This is a genomic window from Streptomyces sp. NPDC059499, from assembly GCF_042749285.1.
Lineage (GTDB): Bacteria > Actinomycetota > Actinomycetes > Streptomycetales > Streptomycetaceae > Streptomyces.
Genome location: NZ_JBHYTT010000013.1, coordinates 196719 through 220866 on the forward strand (window position 1 = coordinate 196719; position 24148 = coordinate 220866).

General features: G+C 69.9%; 23 protein-coding genes and 1 tRNA gene. 12 read left to right on the plus strand and 12 right to left on the minus strand.

All coding sequences use genetic code 11. The features are described 5' to 3' along the window. Positions 1-6: 6 nt before the first annotated feature. Positions 7-954, plus strand: coding sequence for an NAD-dependent epimerase/dehydratase family protein (locus tag ACFW9O_RS27335; protein WP_384612944.1), 948 nt, complete (start codon positions 7-9; stop codon positions 952-954). A 46-nt stretch (positions 955-1000) separates the two neighbouring features. Here the strand turns inward: ACFW9O_RS27335 and ACFW9O_RS27340 are convergent, their stop codons facing one another. Both ACFW9O_RS27340 and ACFW9O_RS27345 read right to left on the minus strand, forming a co-directional pair. Continuing rightward, positions 1001-1858 carry a sugar phosphate isomerase/epimerase family protein gene (locus ACFW9O_RS27340; protein WP_384612946.1) on the minus strand — a complete coding sequence of 286 codons (858 nt, stop codon included), beginning with the start codon at positions 1856-1858 and terminating at the stop codon, positions 1001-1003. Between the two features lie 4 nt (positions 1859-1862). Further along, a complete protein-coding gene (locus tag ACFW9O_RS27345; RefSeq protein WP_384612948.1) occupies positions 1863-5360 on the minus strand; it encodes a ThuA domain-containing protein in 3498 nt (1165 codons plus the stop codon). 198 nt (positions 5361-5558) lie between these two features. Here ACFW9O_RS27345 and ACFW9O_RS27350 point away from each other — a divergent pair, with 198 nt between their 5' ends. Then, the gene (locus ACFW9O_RS27350) at positions 5559-5930 is read left to right on the plus strand and encodes an MmcQ/YjbR family DNA-binding protein (RefSeq protein WP_384612950.1); all 372 of its coding nucleotides are present in this window, start codon (positions 5559-5561) and stop codon (positions 5928-5930) included. 7 nt (positions 5931-5937) lie between these two features. Here the strand turns inward: ACFW9O_RS27350 and ACFW9O_RS27355 are convergent, their stop codons facing one another. Both ACFW9O_RS27355 and ACFW9O_RS27360 read right to left on the minus strand, forming a co-directional pair. Further along, on the minus strand, positions 5938-6837 hold the full coding sequence (locus ACFW9O_RS27355) for a transketolase family protein (RefSeq protein WP_384612952.1): 900 nt from the start codon (positions 6835-6837) through the stop codon (positions 5938-5940). Positions 6838-6889: 52 nt separating this feature from the next. Beyond that, positions 6890-7594, minus strand: coding sequence for a transketolase (locus tag ACFW9O_RS27360; protein ID WP_384612954.1), 705 nt, complete (start codon positions 7592-7594; stop codon positions 6890-6892). 129 nt (positions 7595-7723) lie between these two features. On the opposite strand from ACFW9O_RS27360, the gene ACFW9O_RS27365 reads away from it, so the two are divergent. Then, positions 7724-7797: transfer RNA gene (locus tag ACFW9O_RS27365), tRNA-Pro, on the plus strand. A 269-nt stretch (positions 7798-8066) separates the two neighbouring features. Here ACFW9O_RS27365 and ACFW9O_RS27370 read toward each other — a convergent pair. The 7 genes from ACFW9O_RS27370 to ACFW9O_RS27400 form a co-directional block, all read right to left on the minus strand. Then, positions 8067-8891, minus strand: a complete 825-nt coding sequence (locus ACFW9O_RS27370; protein ID WP_384612956.1) for a hypothetical protein — start codon at positions 8889-8891, stop codon at positions 8067-8069. Between the two features lie 206 nt (positions 8892-9097). Next, on the minus strand, positions 9098-9667 hold the full coding sequence (locus ACFW9O_RS27375) for a hypothetical protein (RefSeq protein ID WP_384612958.1): 570 nt from the start codon (positions 9665-9667) through the stop codon (positions 9098-9100). A gap of 186 nt (positions 9668-9853) precedes the next feature. Then, the gene (locus ACFW9O_RS27380) at positions 9854-10264 is read right to left on the minus strand and encodes an ATP-binding protein (protein WP_384612960.1); all 411 of its coding nucleotides are present in this window, start codon (positions 10262-10264) and stop codon (positions 9854-9856) included. Positions 10265-10391: 127 nt separating this feature from the next. Then, complete coding sequence (locus tag ACFW9O_RS27385; RefSeq protein WP_384612962.1) at positions 10392-10814, minus strand: STAS domain-containing protein; 423 nt, start codon at positions 10812-10814, stop codon at positions 10392-10394. After that, complete coding sequence (locus ACFW9O_RS27390; protein WP_384612999.1) at positions 10811-11896, minus strand: B12-binding domain-containing protein; 1086 nt, start codon at positions 11894-11896, stop codon at positions 10811-10813. Before ACFW9O_RS27390 ends, ACFW9O_RS27385 begins: the two co-directional genes overlap by 4 nt. A 5-nt stretch (positions 11897-11901) precedes the next feature. Beyond that, positions 11902-13584 carry a SpoIIE family protein phosphatase gene (locus ACFW9O_RS27395; RefSeq protein ID WP_384612964.1) on the minus strand — a complete coding sequence of 561 codons (1683 nt, stop codon included), beginning with the start codon at positions 13582-13584 and terminating at the stop codon, positions 11902-11904. 225 nt (positions 13585-13809) lie between these two features. Then, positions 13810-14994 carry a PP2C family protein-serine/threonine phosphatase gene (locus tag ACFW9O_RS27400; protein ID WP_384612966.1) on the minus strand — a complete coding sequence of 395 codons (1185 nt, stop codon included), beginning with the start codon at positions 14992-14994 and terminating at the stop codon, positions 13810-13812. A gap of 97 nt (positions 14995-15091) precedes the next feature. On the opposite strand from ACFW9O_RS27400, the gene ACFW9O_RS27405 reads away from it, so the two are divergent. The 3 genes from ACFW9O_RS27405 (at position 15092) to ACFW9O_RS27415 (ending at position 17271) form a co-directional block, all read left to right on the plus strand. Continuing rightward, a complete protein-coding gene (locus ACFW9O_RS27405; RefSeq protein ID WP_384612968.1) occupies positions 15092-15580 on the plus strand; it encodes a MarR family transcriptional regulator in 489 nt (162 codons plus the stop codon). Between the two features lie 300 nt (positions 15581-15880). Beyond that, positions 15881-16036, plus strand: coding sequence for a hypothetical protein (locus ACFW9O_RS27410; protein ID WP_351178738.1), 156 nt, complete (start codon positions 15881-15883; stop codon positions 16034-16036). 230 nt (positions 16037-16266) lie between these two features. Then, entirely contained in the window at positions 16267-17271 is a 1005-nt protein-coding gene (locus ACFW9O_RS27415; RefSeq protein ID WP_384612970.1) for a YdcF family protein, read from the plus strand. Positions 17272-17373: 102 nt separating this feature from the next. On the opposite strand, the gene ACFW9O_RS27420 is transcribed toward ACFW9O_RS27415, so the two are convergent. Further along, positions 17374-18264 (minus strand): DUF2510 domain-containing protein, encoded by an 891-nt coding sequence (locus ACFW9O_RS27420; RefSeq protein WP_384612972.1) that lies wholly within the window; start codon positions 18262-18264, stop codon positions 17374-17376. 553 nt (positions 18265-18817) lie between these two features. Here ACFW9O_RS27420 and ACFW9O_RS27425 point away from each other — a divergent pair. From ACFW9O_RS27425 to ACFW9O_RS27450, 6 genes are read left to right on the plus strand one after another with little or no spacing between them, the layout of a single operon-like run. Then, positions 18818-20107: an ATP-binding protein gene (locus tag ACFW9O_RS27425; protein ID WP_384612974.1), complete on the plus strand. Its 1290-nt coding sequence runs from the start codon at positions 18818-18820 to the stop codon at positions 20105-20107. Beyond that, complete coding sequence (locus ACFW9O_RS27430; RefSeq protein ID WP_351181611.1) at positions 20104-20508, plus strand: roadblock/LC7 domain-containing protein; 405 nt, start codon at positions 20104-20106, stop codon at positions 20506-20508. The genes ACFW9O_RS27425 and ACFW9O_RS27430 overlap by 4 nt, the downstream gene beginning before the upstream one ends. Then, positions 20505-20891 (plus strand): DUF742 domain-containing protein, encoded by a 387-nt coding sequence (locus ACFW9O_RS27435; RefSeq protein ID WP_384612975.1) that lies wholly within the window; start codon positions 20505-20507, stop codon positions 20889-20891. Before ACFW9O_RS27430 ends, ACFW9O_RS27435 begins: the two co-directional genes overlap by 4 nt. After that, positions 20872-21465 (plus strand): ATP/GTP-binding protein, encoded by a 594-nt coding sequence (locus ACFW9O_RS27440; RefSeq protein ID WP_384612977.1) that lies wholly within the window; start codon positions 20872-20874, stop codon positions 21463-21465. Before ACFW9O_RS27435 ends, ACFW9O_RS27440 begins: the two co-directional genes overlap by 20 nt. After that, complete coding sequence (locus ACFW9O_RS27445) at positions 21462-22919, plus strand: cytochrome P450 (protein ID WP_384612979.1); 1458 nt, start codon at positions 21462-21464, stop codon at positions 22917-22919. The genes ACFW9O_RS27440 and ACFW9O_RS27445 overlap by 4 nt, the downstream gene beginning before the upstream one ends. Continuing rightward, positions 22916-24013, plus strand: a complete 1098-nt coding sequence (locus ACFW9O_RS27450) for a cytochrome P450 (RefSeq protein ID WP_384612981.1) — start codon at positions 22916-22918, stop codon at positions 24011-24013. The genes ACFW9O_RS27445 and ACFW9O_RS27450 overlap by 4 nt, the downstream gene beginning before the upstream one ends. Positions 24014-24148: the final 135 nt, after the last annotated feature.

The following is a 24148-nucleotide window of genomic DNA, read 5'->3' on the forward strand; positions in this document are numbered from 1 at the left end:
CCCACCATGACCGCCGTATCCGACCTCCACACCGTGCTCGGCGCCGGACCGGCCGGCAGCGCACTTGCCCGCGAGCTCGTCACACGGGGCCACCGGGTCCGGCTGGTCGACCGGTCCGGGACGGGCCCCGAGACAGAGGGCGTCGACCGGTTCGCCGCCGACGTGGCCACCGCGCGAGGCGCCCGCGCCGCCGTGGAGGGCGCGGCCGTCGTCCACCACTGCGTCAACGTCGGCTACCACCTCCAGGTCGAGGTCATGCCGCGGATCCAGAAGGCCGTCCTCGCCGCCGTCGAGGCGACCGGCGCCCGCCTGGTCGTTCTCGACACGCTCTACCCGTACGGAGAGACGCACGGGGCCGTGATGACCGAGGACACTCCGTGGAACGCGACCACCCGCAAGGGCGTGATGCGCGCCGAGCTGGACGCCCGCTACCTCGCGGCGCACGACGAGGGCCGTATCCGTGTCGTGCTGGGCCGGTCGGCCGACTTCGTGGGCCCCGGCGTCCTCAACTCCACGCTGGGCGGCGCCGTCTTCCCCGCCGCGCTCACCGGGGGAGAGGTCCCGGCACTCGGCGACATCGATCTGCCGCACAGCTACACGTACATCGGGGATGTCGCCGCGGGACTCGCCACCCTCGGCGAGAATCCGGACGGTGACGGACGGGTCTGGCACCTGCCCACCGCTCCGGCACTCACCACCCGGCAGATCCTCGCCATGACCGAGGAGCGCGTGGGCCGCCCCCTGAACATCACGGTCGTCGGCGAACCCCGTCCGTTCGGCCCGTTCGACGAGGTCTTCATGGCGGAGTACGCCGAGATGTTCTACCAGCACACCGAGGGGCAGACGCTCGACTCCTCGGCGATCGAGAAGGCGTTCGGGCTGGTCCCGACGCCGCTCCCGGAAGCCCTGGACGCCACGCTCGCCTGGTACGGGGAGCTGCTCGCCGCCAACTGAGAACGCGGTCCGGCCCCGAGTCCCCCGGGGCCGGACCGCGCCCGCCTCAGTACCGCAGTCGCGACAGATACGTGTAGCCGGCCAGTGCCGTGGCGAACGGGTCAGCCGGCGTGTCGTGCTCCACCAGCCACTGCTTCACCCCGCCCTGGCGCGCCGTGTCGAACATCGCCGGGAAGTCCAGCACGCCCGACCCGACGTCCTCGAAGCCCCCGTCGGGCGCCATGTCCTTCACGTGGAGTGCGGGGAAACGCCTGGGATGACGTACGAAGAGCTCGCCCGGAGCCGAGGCGCCGCCGTTCGCCGCCCAGTACAGATCCAGCTCGAAACCCACCAGTTCGGGATCGGTCTCGGCGAGCAGGATGTCGTACAGGCTCACCCCGTCCACGACCTCGTGATCGCTGCCGTGATTGTGGTAGAGCAGCTTCAGCCCGGACTCGCGCGCGATCCGTCCCACTCTGTTGAACTCCCGGGCCACTTGCCGGTATCCGGCAGGTGAGTGCAGGGATCCGGGCAGGCTGGGCACCACGATCCACCGGCCGCCCAGCGTGTGGACGTCCTCGAGCGCCTGCGGCAGCCCAGCGCCCCTCACGATGTCGTACGAGACATGTTCGAGGACCGCTTCGAGCCCGGTCCCGTCGAGCATGCGACGGATGTCCGCCGCGCTGTTCCCGTGCCGACCGCTCACCCCGACCGTGGCGTAGCCGATCTCGGCGAGCCGTTCCAGGGTGCCCCCGAAGTCCGCGGCCAGCGGCGTACGCATCGTGTACAGGTGCATACCGATGCCGGACGGGGGGATGCGCCTGCGACAGCCGGCCGGAGCGGCCGACGCCGTTCCCGTACCCACTGCCGCCGCCGCGGCGACGCCCAGGGCCGAACCGAGAAACGCTCTTCGTGTGCCGTTCATGACGTCACTGACCTCCACTCACGTCGATCCGGACCGATCCGGTGCTGGTGTCGCCCTTGTCGTCGGTCACCGTCAGGTGCGCCGTGTACGCACCCGCCCGGGCATAGGTGTGCGTGGCGGTCGCGCCCTCCGGGGCGGCCGGATCCGTGTTGTCACCGAAGTCCCAGTGGTACGAGGCGATCGTGCGCCCGCTCACCGGCTGGATCACACTGCTCAGCGACACCGCGAGCGGCGCGCCACCGCCGACCGGGGCCGCCTTCACGCCGACCTTCGTACCGGGCCGCTTCTCCACGCCGGAGCCGTTGAAATGCAGCCAGTCGACCGCGAAGAGATCGGCCTTCTCACTGCTCCACCCGGAGTTGGTGAACACCGCGTACAGCTTCGTGCTGCTGCCGGGGTTCTCCAGGGCCGTCGTCGGCGACACGACCGTGCCCCAGCCGCCGGTGTTCGGGACGGTCACCGAGCCGAGCAGCCGGCCGTCCGGTGAACCGGCCCGGAATTCCACCGTCCCGCCGAGGCCGCCGGACGCCGCACCGACCGTCACCGACGTGATGTTCCTGAGGTTCACCGGGTCGAAGGCGACCCAGTCGCCGTCCTCGATCTCCGTCAGCCGCTTGCCGCCCGAGGCGTCCGCCCGGGCGGCGACGACCACACCGTCGTGCGTGCCTCCGGTCGCGGTGAAGTGCTCGGCCTCCCTGAACGTGGTGCGCAGCGTCAGCGACGTCGAGCCGGTGAGCGCGGGGGAGTCCGCGGCACCCTTGTCCGTGTACTGCGCGGTGATCCCGTAGTAGAGGTTCTGCCCCGGCCCGTGGCTGTCACCGGCATCCGTGACGATCTCACCCGTGCACCCCGTGTAGTTGTCGAGAGGGTGCAGATGCGTGTCGTGGCCGAGCTGGGACTGCACCACGACCCGTGAGCAGTCGATCGGCGCGTCCCGGCCGTCCTCCTTGTCCTTCACCTTCACGGTGAAGGGAATGGTGTCGCCGAAGCTGAACATCCCGCCGTCCGGCGGCTGTTGGATCGTCACCTGCGGTCTGTTGTTGCCGACGGTGATGTCCTGGACCGCGAGCGCCGTCAGACCGCCCGGCCCGGTGACCGTGAGGCGCGCCGTGAACAGGCCCTTGGTCCGGTAGGTGTACGAGGGGTTCGCTGCCGTCGAGTCGGTGCTGCCGTTGCCGTCGAAGTCCCATGCGTACGTGACCGGTTGTTCGCCCGGGAGTCCGGATCCGGCGCTGGAGAACGCGACGGTCAGGGGCGCGGAGCCGTTGTCGCGATCGGTGGTGATCTTCGCGTCGGGCAGTCGGCCGTCACCGACGTAGTCGATGCGGTAGATACCCGCACCCTCGTTGCTGCCACCCCGGCCCGTACCGCTGCCGAGCCCGAAGTCGATGACGTACAGCGCCCCGTCAGGGCCGAAGTCGGCGTCGAACGGCTGGTTCCACTCCATGTCCGCGAAGACGCCGTTGATGGACTGGAGATCGCCGGCCGCCACGGGAGCGAACCTCGGATCCGAGAAGGTCTGCCCCTCCCGCTGGAAGGAGAACGTCTTGAACCAGCGGCGGGTCAGCTCGTAGTTGAGCCACTTCCCCTCGAAGTACTCGGGGAACTTGGTCCGGTAGGTGTTCTGCGGGTCGTAGTCGTAGACGGGGCCGCTCATCGGGCCGCCGCCGCCGGTGCCGAGCTCCGGGAACTCGGCGGACGCGGAGTAGGCGTACCAGACGGTGGCCGGCTGGGCGGGCGGCAGTTCGCGCAGACCCGTGTTGTTCGGCGAGTCGTTGACGAGCGCGTCGCAGTCGAAGGCCGGACCCGAGGTCTTCGTCGTGAAGTCGTAGTCGTTGAAAGGGGTGTTGTTGCCCGTGCAGTACGGCCAGCCGAAGTTCCCCGCCTCGGTGATCCGGGTGTACTCGACCGTCCCCTCGGGCCCGCGTCCCGCGACGGCCTGCCTGGCGTCGGGGCCGTAGTCCGCGACCATCAGCGCGCCGCTCAGCGGGTCCGTCGTGATCCGGAACGGATTGCGCATGCCCATCGCGTAGATCTCCGGGCGGGTCCTGTCCGTGCCGGGTGCGAAGAGATTGCCCTCGGGCACGGTGTACGTGCCGTCTTCCTGCGGGGTGATCCGGAGAACCTTGCCCCGCAGGTCGTTCGTGTTGCCCGAGGTGCCCTGCGCGTCCCACGCGCGGCGGCCTTCGCCCTCGTCGATGGGCGCGAAGCCGTCGGAAGCGAACGGATCGGTGTTGTCGCCGGTCGCCGCGTACAGATTGCCGGCCTTGTCGAAGGTCAGCGAACCGGCCATGTGGGAGTTGGCCCTGCCTTCGCCCCGCAAGGTCGGAACGGTCAGCAGACGCTTCTCGGACGCGGGATCGACGGTGTTCCCCGAGACGGTGAAGCGGGAGAGGTTCAGGCGCTTCTCCGTCTTGTCGGAGTGCAGCAGATAGAGCCAGTTGTTCTCGGCGAACCCGGGGTCGAGCGTGAGGCCGAGGAGTCCGTCCGACTGACTGGTCATCTCCGGTGTGTACGCGAAGTCCAGCGCCGTGGACACCTTCATGGTCTCCTGGTCGATGACCTTGAGCTTTCCGGTGCGCTGGGCGAAGAACACCCGTCGGTCGGGGGCCACGGCCAGTTCGAACGGGTCGGCGAGATCGCTGGTGGCCAGTGCAGTGCGCTGGAACGAGCCCGTCCGGGTGGCCGTGCAGTCACCCTCCTTGGCACCCGCGGCCCATTCGATGCCGCCCAGCAGGTGCTTGACGAAGCCCTCCTCCTGGAAGGCCGAGGCCGCGTGTCCGCCCGCGGTGAACCAGGAACGGCCGCCGTCGTAGTTCTGGCACCAGGACCACGGATGGTCCACACCCTCGTCGAGGCCGTCGATGCCGTCGCGCACCTTGATCTGCGCGAGTGTGTGCACCTTGGAGGTCGGATTGGTGCGCCAGTTGTACCACTCCTCGGTACGTTCCCAGAGGTCGGGAAGGTCCTTGGTGGAGGGGTGCGCGTGGTCGAGGACCTTGACGCGGCCGGTCTGCACCGCCGGGTGCTGGTCGAAGATGGCGCCGACGAGACCCTCGTACCAGTCCCAGTCGCGTTCACTGGCGGACGCGGCGTGCAGACCGACCCAGCCGCCACCCGCGCGGATGTACTTCTGCAGTGCGGCGCGCTCATCGGCGGTCAGCAAGTCACCTTTCTCCGGTGTGGAGTTGGTGTTGTTGAACACGATCGCCTGGAAGCGGGCCAGGTCGGTGCCGTTGAAGACGGCCGAGTCGTCCGTCGCCTCGACCTCGAATCCGTTCTCGGCGCCGAGTTTCCTCACCGCTTCGATCCCGGCGGGAATCGAGTCGTGGGTGAAGTTCGTGACCTCGGAGTACACCAGAACACGGAACGGCGCTGCCTGGGCTCTCGGCGGCGAGGCCACGAGCAGACCGAGGACCAGCGCCAGAAGCGCGGTGAGGGCGATGAGGGGCGGGGGGAGGGCGCGGGACGCGGGACTGCTCCGTAACGGGCGGCTGCTCATTGGGCGCTCCCTGTGCGGTTGAAGCCGACTGTGGGGTGTAGAAAGCGCTTTCTGGAGTGCGTTGTTCAGAGTAGGTTCACGTCTTCGGCGGGGTCAATGGGTCGGCAGCGCTCGGTGGGACTTCCCGTGATTGTCGGTGCCGGGCGCTACGGTCGGACGGACCGCAGCCGCTGGAGCTCACCGGATCGGGGACCTTCGATGACCATCACCGCCGACGATGTACGCGCCGTCGCGCTGGCCCTGCCCGACACGGCCGAGAAGCTCGCCTGGGGGAAGCCCACCTTCAGGGTGGCGGGCAAGATCTTCGCCGCGCTGGGCGATGACGACACGACCATGGGTGTGAAGTGTCCGGTCGAGGACCGGGCCGAGCTGATCGCCTCCGAGCCGGAGAAGTTCTTCGTCCGCGAGGGTCACGACGACAACTACGCCTGGCTACGGGTGCGCCTCGGCGCTCTGGAGGACGCGGCCGAGCTGACCGCCGTCCTCACCGACTCCTGGCGGCAGGCCGCCCCGCGCAAGCTGCTCGACGCCCACCCGGAGCTCAGCGTGCCGCCCGCTTCCGGCGGCTGAGGGGTACTCAGGGACTCAGGAAGTCCGTGATCCGCTGTCGCAGGCCGCGAGGATCCAGGCCGTGCGCCGCCAGGTGTTCCGCCGGCTGTCCGTACTTGCGCAGCTCGGCCCGGCCCACCCCGAGCCCGAGGACGCGGTGGGGCAGGTCGAGGAGTGCGTCGCCCGCCGCAGCCGTGGACGTACCCGCCAGGTAGGGCTCGACGACCACGACATCGGCGGCGGGGCCCGCGCCTGCTGCCCGGCGCAGTCCCGCCGCGTCGAAGGGCCGCACCGTGGTCGCGTACAGCACGGTCACATCCAGGTCCTGCGTCGCCGCGAGCACGTTGTCGAGCATCGGTCCCACGGCGATGACCACGCCGCCCGCTCCCTCCCGGACCGTGCCGAAGCCGGTCCCGCCGACGGGGCGGCCCTTCGCGTTGGACTGGAGGGAGAGACGTACGTAGACGCGGCCGTCCGCCGCGACCGCCTGCCGGACGAGCGCCTCGGCCTCGTCCGGGTGGCCCGGCACGTGCACCGTCCAGCCGTCGAGGGTGTCAAGGAGGGCGACGTCGCCCGGCGACATGTGGGTGAAGCCACCGGCCGGCCAGTCGTACGAGGCCCCGGCGCTGACCAGCACACCGCCGACCCCCTGGTGCCCCAGGTCCAGCTTCACCTGCTCGAAGGGCCGCTCCACCAGGAAGCTGGCGAAGGTGTGCATGAGTGGCCGCATCCCGGTCAGAGCCATTCCGGCTCCCGCCCCGATGAGGAGCTGTTCCCTGATCCCCACGTTGATCACCCGGTCCGGGTGCGTCCGCTCGGCCCGGTCGAAGCCGTCCCGGCTGATTTCGGCCAGTACCAGGGCGAGGCGGGGGTCCTCGTCCAGCATTCGCGAGGTGGTGGCGATGAACCGGTCACGCATGGTGTCCATGGGATAGGTCTCCATTGTTCTGTTTCGGTCGTCCTGCTCGGAGGTGCGGCGTTCAGCGCTTGGGTGTCACACGGGCGATCACGGCGTGGGGTCTGCCGGGGTGCGGCGCGGTGAAGGCGTCGTACAGCGCCTCGTGGTCCCGGCCGTCCACGGTCCGGGCCGACCAGCCGGCGGCCTCGAACCGTGCGGCGATGCCCCCGGGCCTGGCGTAGGAGGCGGAGGCGTTGTCGATCACCAGGGTGTGGAGCTGCTCCAGGCCGGCCGGGCCCGCGTAGGCGATCGCCTCGTGATTGCTGCCCTCGTCCAGCTCGGCATCCCCGGTCAGGACCCAGACGCGCGGGTCGGTCAGCCCTTGCGCGCGCAGCCCCAGCACGCTGCCCACGGCCAGGGGGAGCCCGTGTCCGAGGGATCCGCTGCCGATCTCGGCACCCGGTACCAGCAGCCGGTCGGGGTGGTGCCCGAGCGGTGAGTCGTACGACCCGAATCCGGGCAGCAGCTCCGCGCCGAAGAAGCCGCGTGCGGCCAGCACGGCGTAGTACGCCATCGGCCCGTGGCCCTTCGAGAGCAGGAACCGGTCTCGGTCGGGGGCGTCGACGGTGGCGGGCGAGACCCGCAGTACCCGGTCGTACAGCACCCAGAGGGCGTCCAGGGTGGAGGTCGCGGCGGGCCCGTGCTTCTCGTCGCCCGTCATCAGGCTCATCAGCCGGTTCAGGTCGCCGTACCCGTGGACCGGCTGGGCGGCAGTCGTGTTCGTCATGCCGCCCAGCGTTGAACATCAAGCATGGTTGAGGTCAAGGGCCGAAAACGGGTTCGTGACCACCCTTCCAAGTGCGGTATTGTTCTCATGCGCGTTCGGCCAGGGGAAAACACCAGGTCAGACGGGCATCGGGACGTGGCGCAGCTTGGTAGCGCACTTGACTGGGGGTCAAGGGGTCGCAGGTTCAAATCCTGTCGTCCCGACTGTGCGGAAACGCAGGTCGGAGGTCGTTCTCTCATCCGTGAGAGGGCGGCCTTTCGTGCGTTCGGGGTCGTGGTGGCCGCCGTGTGGCCGCACGCCCTGGCCGGGGCTGGTTCGCCGTGGTGAGGGTGGGGCGACGGCTCGGCGGGCTGCTTGCCGGGTGAGTGGGCTGTCTTGGTCTGCGGTGATCGACAGGGTGGATGCCGCAGCGTCTTGAAGACCACGGTGGCCCCCGGCGGCGATCGTGCCCGGGTACCGATTGCCCTTCGGTCTACGCTGCCCGTCGCCCTCCGAGCTGGTTCTTGGCCCACCAGAGGAACGCGGCGGCGTGCTGTCGGTTGGCGAAGCCCTCGCCGGCGAGGTCGGTCAGGAGGTTGTTGCTCCACAGGATGAGCCGGCCGAGAGTCCAGTTCACCGACTCGGGCGCCGGGAGCTCCAGACCGTAGACCATCCGCGCGATCTCACGCTTGCCGCCGGCCTCGGTCGTGTACTTCAGGATCGTCAGGAAGCGGTCGGGGTACATCACACAGAGGACCCTCGTGAGGAGGGCTTCCTTGAAACCGGTCATGGCGAACGGCTCGGTGCCGGACAGCAGGTGCTGGCGTCGGTCTTCGCGCGGCACGTCGTCAGGACCGCGCAGGAGGTACTCGATCGTCTGGCGGGTCGCCTTCCCTGCTGCCGCGTCGCCCATGTCGTTCCACGCGGAGTTGAAGGTGGCCTGATTGCCGGGGCGGGCTCCGACCTCGGAGTTGGCGAAGTCCTTGAGAGCTCTGGGGTCGCACGTCCACAGCCCGTCCGGGGAGAATATCCGCTGGTACTTCGCCCAGTAGTCCGCCACATCGGGGTCGAGGTCCGGTTTGACGGCGAGGTACCGCTCCTTCAGCCGGGTCACACGCTCCAACTGCTCGGGATCGACATCCTCGGCTTTCGGGAAGCGGGACTTGAGGTCGCCGAAGGATCGGACCGTGTTCCGAGTCGGGATCACGGGCTCCCTGTGCTCCCATTCGAAGCCGCACCGGTGCCTCACGAGCCGGCCTTCGCCGTCGAGCGGGCGGACCGCCTCGATGTCCTCGTCGTCGCTGCACAGTGGACACATGGCCAACGCCATGACTACCCCCGCTTCGTCGGTGCTGGAGTCCCGGCTTCGAGCTGTCGCACGCTTCGGTCAGGACCCGCATTCTCGCATTTGCCGTGACCCAGGTGTTCGGCTCGTGCGACGAAGTGGCCTCGCGCAGCGCATGGGTTCCGGAGGACGGAGGATACGCAGGCGGTGAAATCGAAGCTGGAAGTACCCGCTACAGATCAGTCGGTCAGTCGGCACACCCGGTCGTCGTCCGTCACCTCGTACACGTCGATGCGCAGAAGCCGGCGGACATGTGCCGGGACGCGTGCGGCGGCTTTGGCGGAGGAGGACGGCACGACGACGGCGTAGCGTGCGTGTGATTCCTGGCTCGTCATGCGGCGCAGCAGTTGGCCGTAGGCGATGTCGGCATCGGTGCCTTTCTCGCTGGTGCGGCCCTTGACCTCGCAGATCAGCCGCTCCTCGCCGCGTACGGCTTCCAGGTCGGTCCAGCGGTCGGTCGGATCGACGGGCGTCCACCCTTCGGCCAGCAGCCAGGTACGGAAGGTGTCGGTGACCCGGTCCTCGTCACTGGCGCGGGCCAGGACCTTCTGCAGTGCCGCGAGGTCGCCCTCTGCATTGCGGCGCAGTCGTCCGCGGCTGTCCGCATCCAGATCAGCGGGGCGGATGACGACGAGGCGAAGCCCGTGCGCGGGAATCCGCTCGTCGCGCCGGGCGTCGTACAGGGCTCGCTGCTCGCCGCGGTGGACACCGCTGACGGTGAGGCGATCCGGTTTGTCGAAGTGCGGCATTGGTGCGACCACAGGCCTCAACCGGTTGAACTCGGGTGCGTACGGCGGCAGCTGGTCGACGGCCAGGCACAACTGGGCTTCGATCAGGGCTGGAGCTGCCGGCGGACCGGGCCCCGGGGAGTCCGTGGTGCACCTCGGTGCGGTCGGGTTCGCCGTCCCGCGCCCTGCGACCCTTGGCGGGTCGGGTCAACGGCTGAGGACGGCGCGTACGCACTTGCCGCCGTGCCCGGAGGGGTTGACCGTGACCGTGCGGGCGAGAAGACGGACCAGGGGCCAGCCGAATCCGCCCCCGCCGCCGCTCAGGTCCGGCGGGCGCTCGCGCGGTGGTGCGTGGCTGGGATCCCGCACGGTGATCTCCAGCGTCATCCGGTCTGCCCGCAGGCTCAAGGCGGTGAGGCCTCCCGCGTGCCGCAGCGCGTTCGTGACCAGCTCGGAGGCCACCAGGACCGCGTTGTCGACGCACTCCCCGGTGGGGGTGGGAGACAGCTCCGAGAAGAACTCGCGCAGGTCGTCACGTGCTTGCGCAGCCGTGGTCGGATGCGTGGTACGCCGGGCGGGCTCGGTTCGCCGTTCCCTCGTGCAGTGCGGCTGACTCATTCTCTGAACCCCCTTCGCAGTGAAGCTTCGCTCCGGTGAATTGCTCCTGCCCTGATCGCGAGGGGGCTAACTCATCTTGTGTGGTCCCGGGAGGATCACCTGCGGCAACCGATAGGCAGTGGTCCGGTCAGACGGTGGGCCCGTGCGTCGGAGAGGTGGGCGGATGTGAGCTCGGGGCGGCTTCGTTCGTGTGTGTCTGTTCGTCCTGCTGGGACGGGGGCGCGTACACGAAGAGCTTCCGGATGCCCGTGAGGTCGAGGACGCGTTCCAGGAAGGGCGGCGGGTTGTCCAGGTGGAGGGCTACATCCCGTTCGCTGGTCCGGCGGTGGACCATCAGGAGCGTGGAGACGCCCATGGAGTCGCACAGCCGGAGCCGTGCGCAGTCGAGGTGCAGTTCGCGCAGGTCGGGGAACTCGGTCAGGCAGGCGTCGGCCTGGCGGGTGAGCTCGCCGCTGGTGTCGTAGTCGAGGTCGCCGACGAGACTGAGTCGTGCGGTGCCCGGCCCTGCTTCGACGACGAGGGTGAAGGGCCGGCTGGGCTGTGCGGTCATGCGAAGGCTCCGGGGTGTCGGCCGGTGGTGGGGAGGGCGCCCTCCAGGGCGAGTCGTGCCCGGTTCAGCAGTCGCGTGGCGCGGGGGAAGTCCTTGAGCTCGCCGGCAAGGGCGTCAAGGGCGGGAACCAGGGACCGGGCGGGGACCTGGCGGGCGGCGAGGATGCCCGCGGTCCAGGTCATGAAGGTGGTGAACAGGTCGTCGTCGTCGACGTAGAGGGACCCGGCCAGGAAATCGACGATGTGGGCGATGTCCTCGGCAGTCCGTTCGCGTTGGTGATCGGTGTAGGTGACCATCGCGGGAACGCGCTCTTCGAGGTGGGCCAGTACCTGCTTGACGAGCCGGCCCTGGGCGCGGGCGACCAGGGTGTACTCCTGGTCGGCGAGGTGCGGAAGGTCGTCGATCTGCTGCCGGCCCTCGGTGAGGCTGTGCATGGGGATGCCGTCCGCGAGCTGCTGAGCTCCGCTGCGCGCGTCGGCAGCCCAGGCGTTGGCGCCCAGTCTGTGGGCGTAGCGGCCATCGGGCCCGAAGCCGGCGCCGCCGGCCAGGACAGGTACGCCGACCGCTTTGCACGCGCTGATCGCGGCGTGAGCCACGGGCAACCGCGTGGGCAGGGTGGAGGAGAGGGCCACGGCGTCGGCCCCGCTGCTGTGCAGATGGGCGATGAGGTGAGGGGTGGGCACCTGTGCGCCGAGGAAGTCGACCTGCCAGCCCCGGAGAGTGAGGACCTCGGCGAGGAGGCGGGCGGGGAGGACGTGCCATTCCTGGTCCACGCACGCGACCGTGACACGGCCGAGCCCGGGCGAGGGCCGGGCCGCGGAGCGATGGGCGAGGGCGGCGATGACGCGCTCGGTGATGGCGCTGGCGGCGTGTTCCTGCGCGACGGTGAGCCGGTTGGCCGCCCACTCGGAGCCGACCCTTGCCTGCACGGGTGCGATGAGGTCCAGCAGGGCCTTCTCGGCGTCCATCCCGCCGTCCAGGGCGGCGAACACGATCTCTACGGCCCTGTGCTCGTCGCGGCGGGTCAAGGCCGCCCACAGTTCGTCCCGTATCGTCCGGAGTTCGTGGCTCTGCTCGGTCATCACGTTCATGCGGTGTACCTGCCCCGCGTGTGGCCGTTCACCGCGCTCAGGTGCGTGGTGCGGGGTGCGGTGATCGCCACGACCGCCATGTCGTCGTGGCGGCCGCTGCGCAGCCACTGAGCGGCCAGCATCTGAATGTGTTCGACGACGGCCTCGCCGGGCATGTCGGCGCACTCCGACAGCGCCCGCTTCAGGCGCTCTTCGCCGAACATCTCGTCGCCGAGCGGCCCGCCCCGGGCCTCGGTGATGCCGTCGGTGTACAGCAGGCACGTCTCTCCGGGGAGGAGGACCGCCTCGACGGATTCGGCCTCGACGTGCGGGAGGGCGCCGATCAGGGTGCCGCGGGTCTGGATCTCCTCGACGCTGCCGTCGGTCCGCACCAGCAGCGGGGCAGGATGGCCGGCCGACGTGAGACGCAGCCGGACCTGGTTGTCCGTGCGCTGGACGGAGGCCATGACCATGGTCGCGAAGCGCGTGTGGTGGGAATTGAGGAGAGCGCCGTTGAGGAGCTGCAGCATGCGTTCGTGATCCTCCGCCATGGGCATGAGCGCCTGCATGGTGTTGCGGATCTTGCCGGTCAGGACGGCCGCGTCCAGGCCCTTGCCGCAGACGTCGCCGAGAATGACGAGGGAGGCTTCGGAGTGGGTGCTGCCGGGGTGGACGTCGTAGAAGTCGCCGCCCACCCGTTCCCTGTCGCCGGCGGGCTGGTAGGCGCCGGCGAACTCGACGCCGTTCATGCGGTGGAGCTGGGGCGGCAGCAGGTCCCGCATGAGCGTCTGCGTGATGTCGTTCTGCTCGGCGTAGAGCCGGGCCGCCGAGAGGGCGGCGCCGGCCCGGGCCGCGAAGAGCCGGGCGAACACCTCCTCGTTCTCCGTGAATCCGCTCTGCGCCGTGCCGCGCAGCAGGATCAGGGCCCCGGCGGGCACACCGTGGCCCGGCAGCGGAGTGACCACGACCGACCCGATCGTCCCGGTGAAGTCCGCGGGAAGCACCCAGTCGGGCAGAGTGGCCGGGTCGATCCACCGGGACGGCACGGGCGGAAACCCCTGCAACGCTTCGCTGAGACCCGGCACCTGTGCGGCGTCCGCGGAGATGAGGGAGCGGGTGACGTCACGGCCCGGGACCGCGTGCGCCACGGGCAGCTTCTGGCCGGACGAGGGGGTGACGACCACCGCGACGTCGGCCAGGTACTCCGAGGCGAGCCCGGCGGTGGCGCGCATGCACCGGTCCGTGTTCAGCGAAGCCAGCAGCACATTGGACGCCTCCGTGAGGAACGTGGTGCGCTCCCGCTCCGCGGCGAGCGCTTCCTCGGCGAGCCGCCGGCCGGTGTCGTCGACCAGCCACCACACCACGTTCCCGTCCTGGCCCCAGGTGGGATGCGCCTCGAAGCTCTGCGTCGTGATCCGTCCGGAAACCGGGAGGGAAGTTCCTGCGTCCTCAGCGCTCTGCGTCGGCAACTGGGTGCGCACCACGGTCTCCCGATGGGCCCGCGCCAGCCAGTCCGGAACTGCCTCCTCCATGCGTGTCCCCGGCAGCACGTCGCCCAGGAGGCCGGCCGCGGCCGGATTCAGCATGGTGACGGCACCGGTCCGGTCGGCCACGATCACGGGACAGGGGGCCAGATCCCAGATGCCTGACAGGGGGCGCTGCTCAGTTCTCGTAACGGAGTTTCCCTCGGTAGAAGCCATGAAGGGGGGCCCGCCTGCGGTGGGCCGCACCACCTTCCAACTGGACGAAAAACAATTACCTTGCGGCAACCATCTCGCACGCTTCCCCCGCATGGCAACCGAACCCCCGTCCGCCATCGCCCGAAAGGCCCGTGCTGCGCCCGCAATTCACGTCGCGGTGACCGAACCTTCACAGGAGGACCACGGAGAAGCCCTCTGTGCCCTGCGCGGGGGAAGCGTCCCAGGTCAGCACCCGTCAGACAGCTTGCGGCGTCCGTGCCAGTCCAGACACACCACGAGGCAGTCGTCCGCTACCGGGCCCGGCCCCCGGTGGCCGAGCAACTCCTCCAGCATCGCCCTGGGGACCTGCGAAGCGGGCAGCCGGCCCGTGCGGGTGATCGCCCTCGCCAAGGCATGGAGGCTGTACTTCTCACCCGCGGGGGACAGGGCGTCGTAGACCCCGTCACTGATGAACAGCAGTCGGTCGCCGGGCTCGACGGTGAAGTGCTGAGGTGTGTAGACGGAGTCCTCGAACATCCCCAGGGGGAACTGCGGGTTCAACTCGACCGGCTCGACCGCTCCTGAGCGAAGCCGCCATATGCGGGGCGATCCGGCGTCGATGATCTCCACGTTCCCCGTCGGGAGGTGGAAGCGGAGCAACAGGGTGGAGAGGTACTGGTGACCCTGGTGCTGGCCGTAGACCGCCTGGTCGGCAAGAAGGGCCTGGGCGGCCAGATCCAGGCCGGCCCGTCGGGCGTTGCGCAGCGCGTTGACGGCGAGATTGGTGAGCAGAGCGGCGTCGATCCCCTCTCCCATGCCGTTGCTGACGGTGAGGACGAGGTCGTCGGCGGAGGACGACCAGTCGAAGCTGTCGCCGAAGATGGCGTAGGCGGGCTCGAGCTGGGCGCCGATGCTGTACTCCGGCCGGGAGCACGAACGGCCGGGGAGCAGTTGCCACTGCATTTCCGCGGCCAGGGTCAGGCGCTCGGACCGGCGGGCCTGGAGGAAGAGATCCGTGTCGCGCTCGGCGACCACGATCTCGTGTGCGAGGGCGTCGGCACTTTCCTGGAGCTCCTGCTGTACTTGCTCGCCCACGTTGTCATCGGCCGGCAGCGAGACGCTCAGCACCCCGAGCCGGTCGCCGCGAACACTGACGGGAACAAAGACCGTTACCGTGGACGAGGGGCCCACGGCACGGTGCGGCTCCTGGGTCGTGAACGCACGGCCCGCAGCTGTGCCGTGCAGCGGGATCGGGGGAGCGGTGTGAGGCAGGACACGTACCAGCTGCAGCTCGGTCATGGCGTAGTCGGCCATCAGGAGTTCCACCGACACCGCGCGGTGCCGACGTTCGATGAGAGCACGGAGTGCGTCGAAGATCTCGTGCGGCGCGGCTTCACGCAGGACGCGCTCGACCGCCCAGGGTCTCTCCACCGGTTCCGGACCTGCCTTCCTTGACCTAGTCTTCATCACGCGACTGCCCACAACGATCAGCCGCAACGAGCACACCGTGCTCCATCGGGAGTGTCACATGCGCGAGGACCTTGTTCGCCTCCAGCCCCAGGCACCCGCGGACGTGCCTGGGGTCAGCCATGTCCTGGAACTCCTGGAGAACGCCTGGGAACAGCACCGCGACATCCTGAGCACCGCACCCGTGTCCGCCGCGCAGATCCGAGTGATGTACCTCATCGAGCGTGAGCCCGGGATCAACCTGAGCACGCTCCGGCGTCATCTCGCCGTGGGCGCCCCTTCGGCCACCCGCCTCTGCGACCGGCTGCAGGCCGCCGGGTTCCTGCGCCGGACCCCTCGCCCCGAAGACCGCCGTGAGACACGGCTGGAGCTCACCGACGCCGGCACCGCGCACCTGCGCGAGATCCGGCGCCGCCGCGAACGGGCCCTGCGCCTGGCGATGAGCCGCATGACACCCGACACACGCGACGCCCTGGCCACGGGACTGGCCGCGTTCTGCGAAGCAGTGGCCGAGGCGGGCCCCTCCTCCGCCGAGCTTCCTCAGCACTAGAAAGTCGTGCCCCCGCGACCCGCACCTGCGGGTGCCCGGTCGGTTCCCGGCCGCGTGGTGCGGGACGCCCCCGGAGACAGGCCCGGGACGCCACCGCACAGGGCCCGCGAACCGTGTGTGCATGGGAGGCCGGGAGCAGGGCACACGGGGGAAGCACGACAAACGTCCTGCAACCGCCGATAGCGCTACGGACGAGATTCCACGTGGCACCGGTCGTGCGGCTGACAGGAACAGGGTGCTGCGGGCCTGTCGCGTACGGAGCCCGTACGCACCGAAGCAGACGTGAAGATCGGAATCGAAATGATCATACTTGGTGTCATATTGCTCCTCATCGGCATGCTGGTCGGTGTCTCGTTGCTGACCACGGTCGGTGGCATCCTCGTGGTGGTCGGCGCGGTCCTGTGGATCCTCGGCGCGAGCGGACGCACGGTCGGCAGGCGTAAGCACTACTTCTAAGAGCCACCTCATGCTCGGACCGGGGCCGTCGGAGATGTCCGTCCGCCGGCCCCGCGGTGCCGCCCGGCCACGTCGAACCACTACGGTGATCCCTCGTGGCGGGCATCGGTTCCTCCGGCCGGACCAACTCGGCCGCCCTTCACCGCAGATACTGTTCCACCCGCGCGGACCAGCGCCTTTGCGGGCCGACCGGCCCCGGTAACGCCTTCCCGCCGACTTACCATGTGCGCATGGTGGTCTACGCTCCCGCGGTCCTGTTCGTCCTTGCTTTCTGCGTCGGCGTGCTGCGGGATCGCCGCCGGTTCAGCAACGCCGTGTTCCTGGGCCTCGCGGGAGTGTTCGCGCTGGCCGCCTGGCTGGTCGAACTCACCCGGGACGATGCCCGGCTGGGCAGATCGGTCATCGTCGGGCTCCTGGTTCTCGCGGTGCTGTGCATCATCGTCCTGGCCGGATTCCTGGTGTCCAACGGTGTGACCATGATCCGCAAAGAGGGGCGAAGTCCGGCGAACCTTCTGTCGTTGATGGGAGGGGTCGCGCTGGTGGGGCTGCTCGCGCTGCTGGTTGTCGCGTGGATCCTCCGCACCCCCACTTTGCTGTTCGTGGCGGGGACGGCCGTGGCCCTGGCGGGATACGTCGCGTTCCTCTTCCTCTGCTTCATCTCCTACGCGTTCCTGTACGGGCGTCTGCACGTTCGCCGCAAGGCCGACTACGTGGTGGTCCTCGGCTCGGGACTCGTGGGTGGCTCCTCGGTGCCCCCGCTCCTGGCAAGCCGACTCGAGCGGGCCCGTGGCGTCCACACCAGGCTCTCCGCGCGGGGGAGGCGGCCGGTGCTTCTCACCTCGGGCGGTCAGGGGCCGGACGAGGAACTGCCGGAGGCGCACGCGATGGCCGACTACCTCGTGGAGCGCGGGTTCCCGGCTGAACTGATCGAACGTGAGGACCGGTCGGCATCGACCGAGGAGAACCTCAGGTTCAGCAGATCGATCATGGAGAAGGCGAATCCGGACTACCGCTGCGTGATCGTCACGAACAACTACCACGTGTTCCGCGCGGCGATGACATCGCGGCAGGTCGGGGTGAGAGGCCACGTGGTGGGCTCTCCGACAGCCTCGTACTTCTGGCCCAGCGCGATGATCCGTGAGTTCGTCGCGATCTTTCTCGCCTACCGGCGTACGAACCTCGGCATCTGTCTCGCCCTCGTCCTCGGCGGCGCGGTCATCTGGTGGATCCGGTGAACCCGGGCGGGCGGACGGAGTCCTGCAGCCCGGGCGCGCGCAGGAGCGCGGAGGCCGTACCGGAGCCTTCCGGTACGGCCTCCGCGCTGTTCGGGGCCGGTCTCAGGCCGTCTGACCGGATCCGGAACCCGTTCCCGTCGCGGCCTTGATGCCTGTGGAGATGTCGTCCATGACGGAGAGCTTCGGCGCCTTGGCGTTGACGTCGAAACCGGAGCGGACCAGGACGATCATGTCCTTGATGTTGGGCGAGGGGAACGCGAGGGACTGGACGTACCCGTCGTCGCCGTTCTTCGTCACCACCTTCCAGCGCACCAGGTAGCCCTTCTGGCCGGCCACCGTGACCGCCTCGGACTTGAGCTGCTGGTGCGAGGTGATCCCTCCGTAGATCTCCTCGCCGTACGACTCCTCGGAGTTGGCCTTGATGTCCTTCTCCGCCGCGGCCTTCGCCGTCGTCGCCTCGTTCTTCAGAGCCTGTGCGGGGGCGGAGAACACGCCGCCGCGCACGCACTGCTGGCTCTCGTCGCCAGGACAGGTGTACTTCCCGGTGGTCACTCCGGCACCGACCGGACCGGACTGGCCGGTCCAGCCGTCGGGTACGGGGATGCTGATTCCGCTGGCCAGGTCGGTCGCGTAGCCCTCCTCGGTCGGGACCTGCTCGCCGGGGTTCTGCCCGCTGCCGCCGTCCTCGCCGCCACCGGGTGCGCCGGGGCGGTCGGGGCTGCCCGAAGGCGCGGGCGCGGGGGACGCGGCGGAGGTCTCGGCCCGGTCGCCGGAGTCGTCGCCCAGCAGGTAGGCGCCGCCGCCGACAGCGGCGAGTACGACGACACCGGCGGCGATGCCGGCGCCGATGCGTATCCGACGGCGCCGGACGGCCGCGGGCGATATGCGGAGCTGGTCGGTCCACCGGCTTCCGTCCCACCAGCGTTCCTGGCGGGGGCCGATTCCTGAGTACCCGGGGTCTGGATGCCAGCCGGGCGGGGTCGTCTGGGTCACGAGGAGCACCGTAGGCGCACCGGGTGAGAATCGTATGAAACCCACAGGGTGGCCGTGGTCACTTCTCGCGGGCGACGTGTCCGATGAGCGAGCCCGCGGCACCGCTCACCGCCGGGCGGCTTCGGGTGCGTGCGGCGGGGCGTCTCGTCAAGCCGTCCGACATGTGGCGCAGTGTGGCGAGTTGAACCCCTACTGTGATCACTTCTTTGATGTTTTTGCCCAGTCGTGTTGCGGTCGATGCCGCGGGGTGAGCATCCTTGGACGCAGTCACGAAGCGTTCCGGAGGCGTTGCTCCGAGTGGCTGGCGACCCTGCGTCGCACTTACCGCCCGTTGGACACGCCGCCCAGGAAGATGCCGTGATGGCCCGCCCCGAGGTATTCCGCCTGCCCCCGTACGGGCATCGCCGGAACGACCCGGCGGGATCTCGCCCCGGCCCCTGCGCCGTTGGTGCCGACGCCCGAGAACTGCCCTGCAGTGCCGCAGTATTCGCCATCGCGCAGGGCGCGGGAGACGGCCACTTACCCCATCCGCCCGCCTCCGCCCGAGGAACTGATGACACTGTCTCTGCCTGCCGTGACCGCCTGGCTTCTGGCCGCGGCCGTGATGGCCACCGGGATCCTGGCGCTGCGTTACCGCAACTCCGCCGCTCTTCGCGCCGAGCGCATCGCCTTCCTCGAACGCACCCTGCGTGCCCATGAGGAAGAGACCCGCCATCTGCTCGAACGGCGACTGCCCGCTCTGAAGGACGTTCTGTCGCAGGGCAGGCCGGGGGAGATACCCGGGCCGCTGCACCCCGAACTGGCCGGTTCGCCGTTCGCCCGGGCCCACGACGGAGTGCTCGCGGTCTACCGCGACGTGGCGGCCGACGCCGAACAGTCCTCCCAGGGACTCCTGCTGGCGGTGGCCCGCAAGCTCCAGGGGCTGGCCAACAACCAGCAGATGAAGATCACCGAGATGAACCAGCGCCACGACGCGCCGGAGTTCCTCCAGGATCTGATGGACATCGACCACACCAACGCCCAGATCCTGCGCCGCGCCGTGGGCATGGCCGTGATCTGCAAGGCCTGGCCGGGACGTCAGCACAACGCGACACCGCTGCACGACGTCGTACGCGGAGCCGTCGGGCGGATCCTGGACTACCGGCGTGTGCACATCGTGCGGATCGAGGACTCCCGGGCAGTGTCGGGCCGAGCCGTCGAGGCGCTCGTCGTGACGCTCGCCGAACTGCTGGAGAACGCGACGCGTTCGTCGAACCCGAGCACCCCCGTGCAGGTCCATGTCCAGCTCACCCACGGCGGAGTCGCCGTCGTGATCGAGGACGCCGGGGTCGGACTGAACGCGGCCGAACGTGAGAAGGCGTCCCGTCTGCTGCACGACGACGCGCTCGGCGTCGCCGGTCTCGGCAGCCCGCCGCGTTTCGGTCTCGCCGCCTGCGGTTCCCTGGCGCGGCGCTACGGCTTCGCGGTGTCCGTGGACTCCGCGTCGGCCTTCGGCGGGGTACGCGCCGTCGTCAACATCCCGTCCGCGCTGCTCACCGACGCCCCGCCCGCATCGAGGCCCGTACCGGCCCAGCCCGTCCCCGCGCCGGTCGTGCCCCGGCAGGCCGGTGCGCCGGCAGTGGCGGCGCCCCCGAGGGCGACCACGGCCGGTGGCCTGCCCAAACGGACCAGGCAGCCCGCCGCACGGGCGGCAACTCCGGCCCCGGCGCCCGCCGATCCCGCCCGGGCGACCGCCCGCCGCAGCCCGCGCGAGGCCGCCGCCCCGCTTGACGCCTTCCTCCGCGGCAGCCACGCCGCAGCCCACGACCACCGCCCGACCAGCGAGGGGACCCCCGAGGCATGACCCAGAACCGCGATGCCTGGATGCTCAAGCAAGTACTCGACCAGCCCGAGGTGTACGACGCGATCCTGGTCGCCGCCGACGGCCTCGTCATGGCCTTCTCGCCGGGACTCGGCCGGGACCAGGCCGACCGCATAGCCGCCGCGCTCTCCGGCGTGCAGGCCACCAGCAGCGCCACCGCGATGTTCTGCCGCGCCCCCGCCGACTCCTGGCGGCAGAGCCTCGTCGAGTTCGACGGGGGCTTCGTCATCACCATCCACGCGGGGGACTCGACCTATCTGTCGGTGGCGACCTCGGGCGCCGCCGACGTCGGACAGGTCGCCTACCGGATGCACGAGGTGGTCGACCAGCTCGGCCGGGAGATGGGCAGTTCACCGCGCCAGGACGTCGGCAGCCCGACGTGACCCCGCGGCGCAGGCGCGATCTGGTGCGCTCGTTCGTCCTCACCCAGGGACGGGCGCGCCCCACCCGCAACACCCATGTCCTGGACGTGATCACGATGGTGACCACCGTCCCGGGCAGGTCGGTCGCAGGCCTGCTGCCGGAACAGCTGGCAGTGGTCGAGCTGTGCCGCGGGGGCTACCTGTCCGTCATCGAGGTAGCCGGCCATCTGGGCCAGCCGCTCACCATCACCCGCATCGTCCTCGGCGACCTGCTCGACTCCGGGCACGTCGTCACCCGTACCGCCAGGACCGCCGACGCGCAGTCCTCGGAATCCGGCGACGCGGCGGCTCCCACCACCGCGCACATCTTGGAGAAGTTGCTGCATGGCCTCCAGGCTCTTTGACGGCATCTACGTCCGCGACACGGTGCAGCTGACGGCCAAACTCATGGTCGTCGGCCCCTTCGGCGTGGGCAAGACCACCCTGATCGGTGCCGTCAGCGAGATCGAACCGTTGCGCACCGAGGAACTCATGACGCAGGCCGGTGCGACGGTCGACGACAACAGCGGTGTCCCGCAGAAGACCACCACCACCGTCGCCCTGGACTTCGGCAGGGTGACGCTCGCGGACGATCTCGCCCTGTACCTCTTCGGCACGCCGGGGCAGCAGCGCTTCGCCCAGATCTGGCAGGACCTCGCCCGCGGCGCCTACGGCGCGCTCGTCCTCGGGGACTCCCGGTACCTCGACCAGTCCTTCGAGGCGCTGGCCCTGGTGGAGAGCCACCGGCTGCCGTACATCGTCGCGCTCAACCGGTTCCCCGACACCCCGGCGTATCCGGAGGAGGAACTGCGCGAAGCCCTCGACCTGGATCCCGGGACGCCCCTCATCATGTGCGACGCCCGAGACCGCGAATCCGCGAAGAACGCGCTCGTCGAGCTCGTCCGATACCTGTTCGCCCGCCACCAGGAGATGTCGTGACAACGCTGCCCACCGGCCCGGGAACACCGCCGCCGGGCTGTCCTGCCCACCAGGGCGTACCCGGTCAGGACCCCGCGTCCGGACTGCCCGTCCTCTACGGGGCGGAGTTCGCCGCCGATCCGCACGCCACGTACGAACGGCTGAGGAAGGAAGGCGTCGCGCACCCGGTCGAGCTGGCCCCCGGCGTCGAGGCCGTCCTCATCACCGGTTACGAGACCGCACTCGAGGTGCTGCGCAGCCCGTACTTCAGCAAGGACGCCCGCCGCTGGACCGCGCTCGCCGAGGGCAAGGTCCCGGCCGACAACCAGGTCGTACCGATGATGGGCTGGCGGCCCAGCCTCTGGTTCGCCGACGGGGAGCGCCATCTGCGGCTGCGGTCCTCGGTCGACGACGCACTGGGCAGGGTCAACCCCCATCAGCTGCGCGCCTACGTGCAGCGCAGCGCCGGACAGCTCATCGACCGGTTCGAGCACCAGGGCAGGGCCGACCTCGTCTCCCAGTACGCCGATCCGATCCCCGCACTCGTCTTCGCCCAGCTGTTCGGCTGCCCCGACGAGCTCACCAGCAGGATGGCGGCGGCCTGCGTACGGATGATGGACGCGGAACCCGCCGTCGCCCAGGCAGGCGGCGGTGAACTCGCCATGTGTCTCGGCGAGTTGATCGCGATGAAGCGAGCCAGCCCCGGAGCGGACGTGACCACCTGGCTGCTGGACCACCCCTCCGCCCTCTCGGACGAGGAGATGATCCACCAGCTCGTCGTCCTGATCGGCGCGGGCACGGTGCCCCAGTCCGCGTGGATCGCGACGGGCACGATGATGCTGCTCGCCGACGACCGCTTCGCCAGCGACCTCACGGGCGGCAGCCTCACCGTCGCCGACGCGCTCAACGAAGTGCTGTGGCTCCACTCGCCGTTGTCCAACTTCTCCTTCGTCTACGCGGTCCACGACCACACGCTCCGCGACCGGAGCACCGGTGCCGAGACCGCGATCCGGGCCGGTGTCCCCGTACTGATCAGCCACGCCGCCGCGAACACCGACCCGGTGCTGGACATCGAGGAGGGGCAGCGGGCGGCGAACACCTCGCACCTCGCCTTCGGCGCCGGACCGCACGCCTGCCCCGCCAGGGACACGGCAGGGGTCATCGCCGAAGTCGCCGTGGAAATGCTTCTGGACCGGCTTCCCGACATGGTCCTCGAAGTGGGCTCCGGCGAACTCACCTGGCGTCCCGGCCCGTTCCACCGCTCGCTGACCGCTCTGCCGGTGCGCTTCGACGCTGTCCGTGCGACCTCCACCCAACCGCCCGTCGCTGCAGTAGGAGAACCGACATGGAATCCCGAACCTGCCCCGTCCTCGACCCGACCGGATCGGACCTCCACGCGGAAGCCGCCCGTCTCCGCACCCAGGGGTCTGCGACGCTGGTGGAACTACCTGGTGGGGTCACGGCCTGGTCGGTGACGCGGCACGACACGATCAAGGAACTGGCCGCCGACCGCAGGGTCTCGCGCGACCCCCGCCTGCACTGGCCCGCCCTCGACGGCGTACCCCAGGACTGGGCCCTCAACGTCTGGGTGCGGGTGGTGAGCGCCTTCACCTCCTACGGCTCCGACCACCGCCGGCTGCGCAACCTCATCGCCACGGCGTTCACCCCGCGGCGTACCGAGGCACTCCGCCCCCGGGTGCAGGACCTCGTCGACCGGCTGATCAAGGACCTGAGCGGAACGGCCCTGGGCGAGACCGTCGACCTCCGCGCCCGGTTCGCCTACGTCATCCCCACCGAGGTCATCTGCGACCTGTTCGGTGTTCCGGCCGACATGCGGCCCTGGATGCGCCGGGTCATCGACGCGGCACTCAACACGGCCGCGACGCCCGAGCAGGCGGCCGCGGACTACGGTGACCTGTTCGGCTGCATGGCTGCCCTGATCGCGGCCAAGCGCGCCGAGCCGGGCGAGGACATGACGAGCGACCTGATCGCCGCCCGCGACGGAGAGGCGAAGCTCGACGAGGAACAGCTCGTCTCCACCCTGATCCTCATGATCGGGGCGGGCTCCGAGACGGCGGTCAACCTCATATCCAAGGCCACCATCGCCCTGGTGACGCACCCGGAGCAGCTCGCTCTGCTGCGGTCCGGCGCGGTCGGCTGGGACGACGTGGTGGAGGAGACGCTCCGCCTCGAATCGCCGATCATGCACATGCCGTTGCGGTACGCCGTCGAGGATATCGACCTCGGGGACGTCCGGATCGCCAAGGGCGACGCGATCCTGCTCGCCTTCGGCGCCGCGGGCCGTGATCCCGCTCTCCACGGCGACAGCGCCTGCGAGTTCGACGCGGCGCGGGAGTCCTCCGACCACCTCGCCTTCGGCCACGGTGTCCACTACTGCCTGGGAGCCCCGCTCGGCCGGATGGAGGCGGACATCGCGCTCCGGGCGCTGTTCGCCGCGTTCCCGGACATCGCGCTCGCCGTGCCCGAGGACCGGCTCGTGCCCCAGGCGTCGTTCATCGCCAACGGATACCGGGAGCTGCCGGTGGTGCTGCGTCCCGCGACGGCCTGACCGTTCACGGACGTACGTGACGGCAGTGCGCCCGTACCTCCGGCCGGAGGTACGGGCGCCCCCCCCCCAAAGGGACCCGCGGGCCGGGGGCCCCGCCCCGCCCCGCGCCGTGATTGGGACGACCCCACCCCCGGT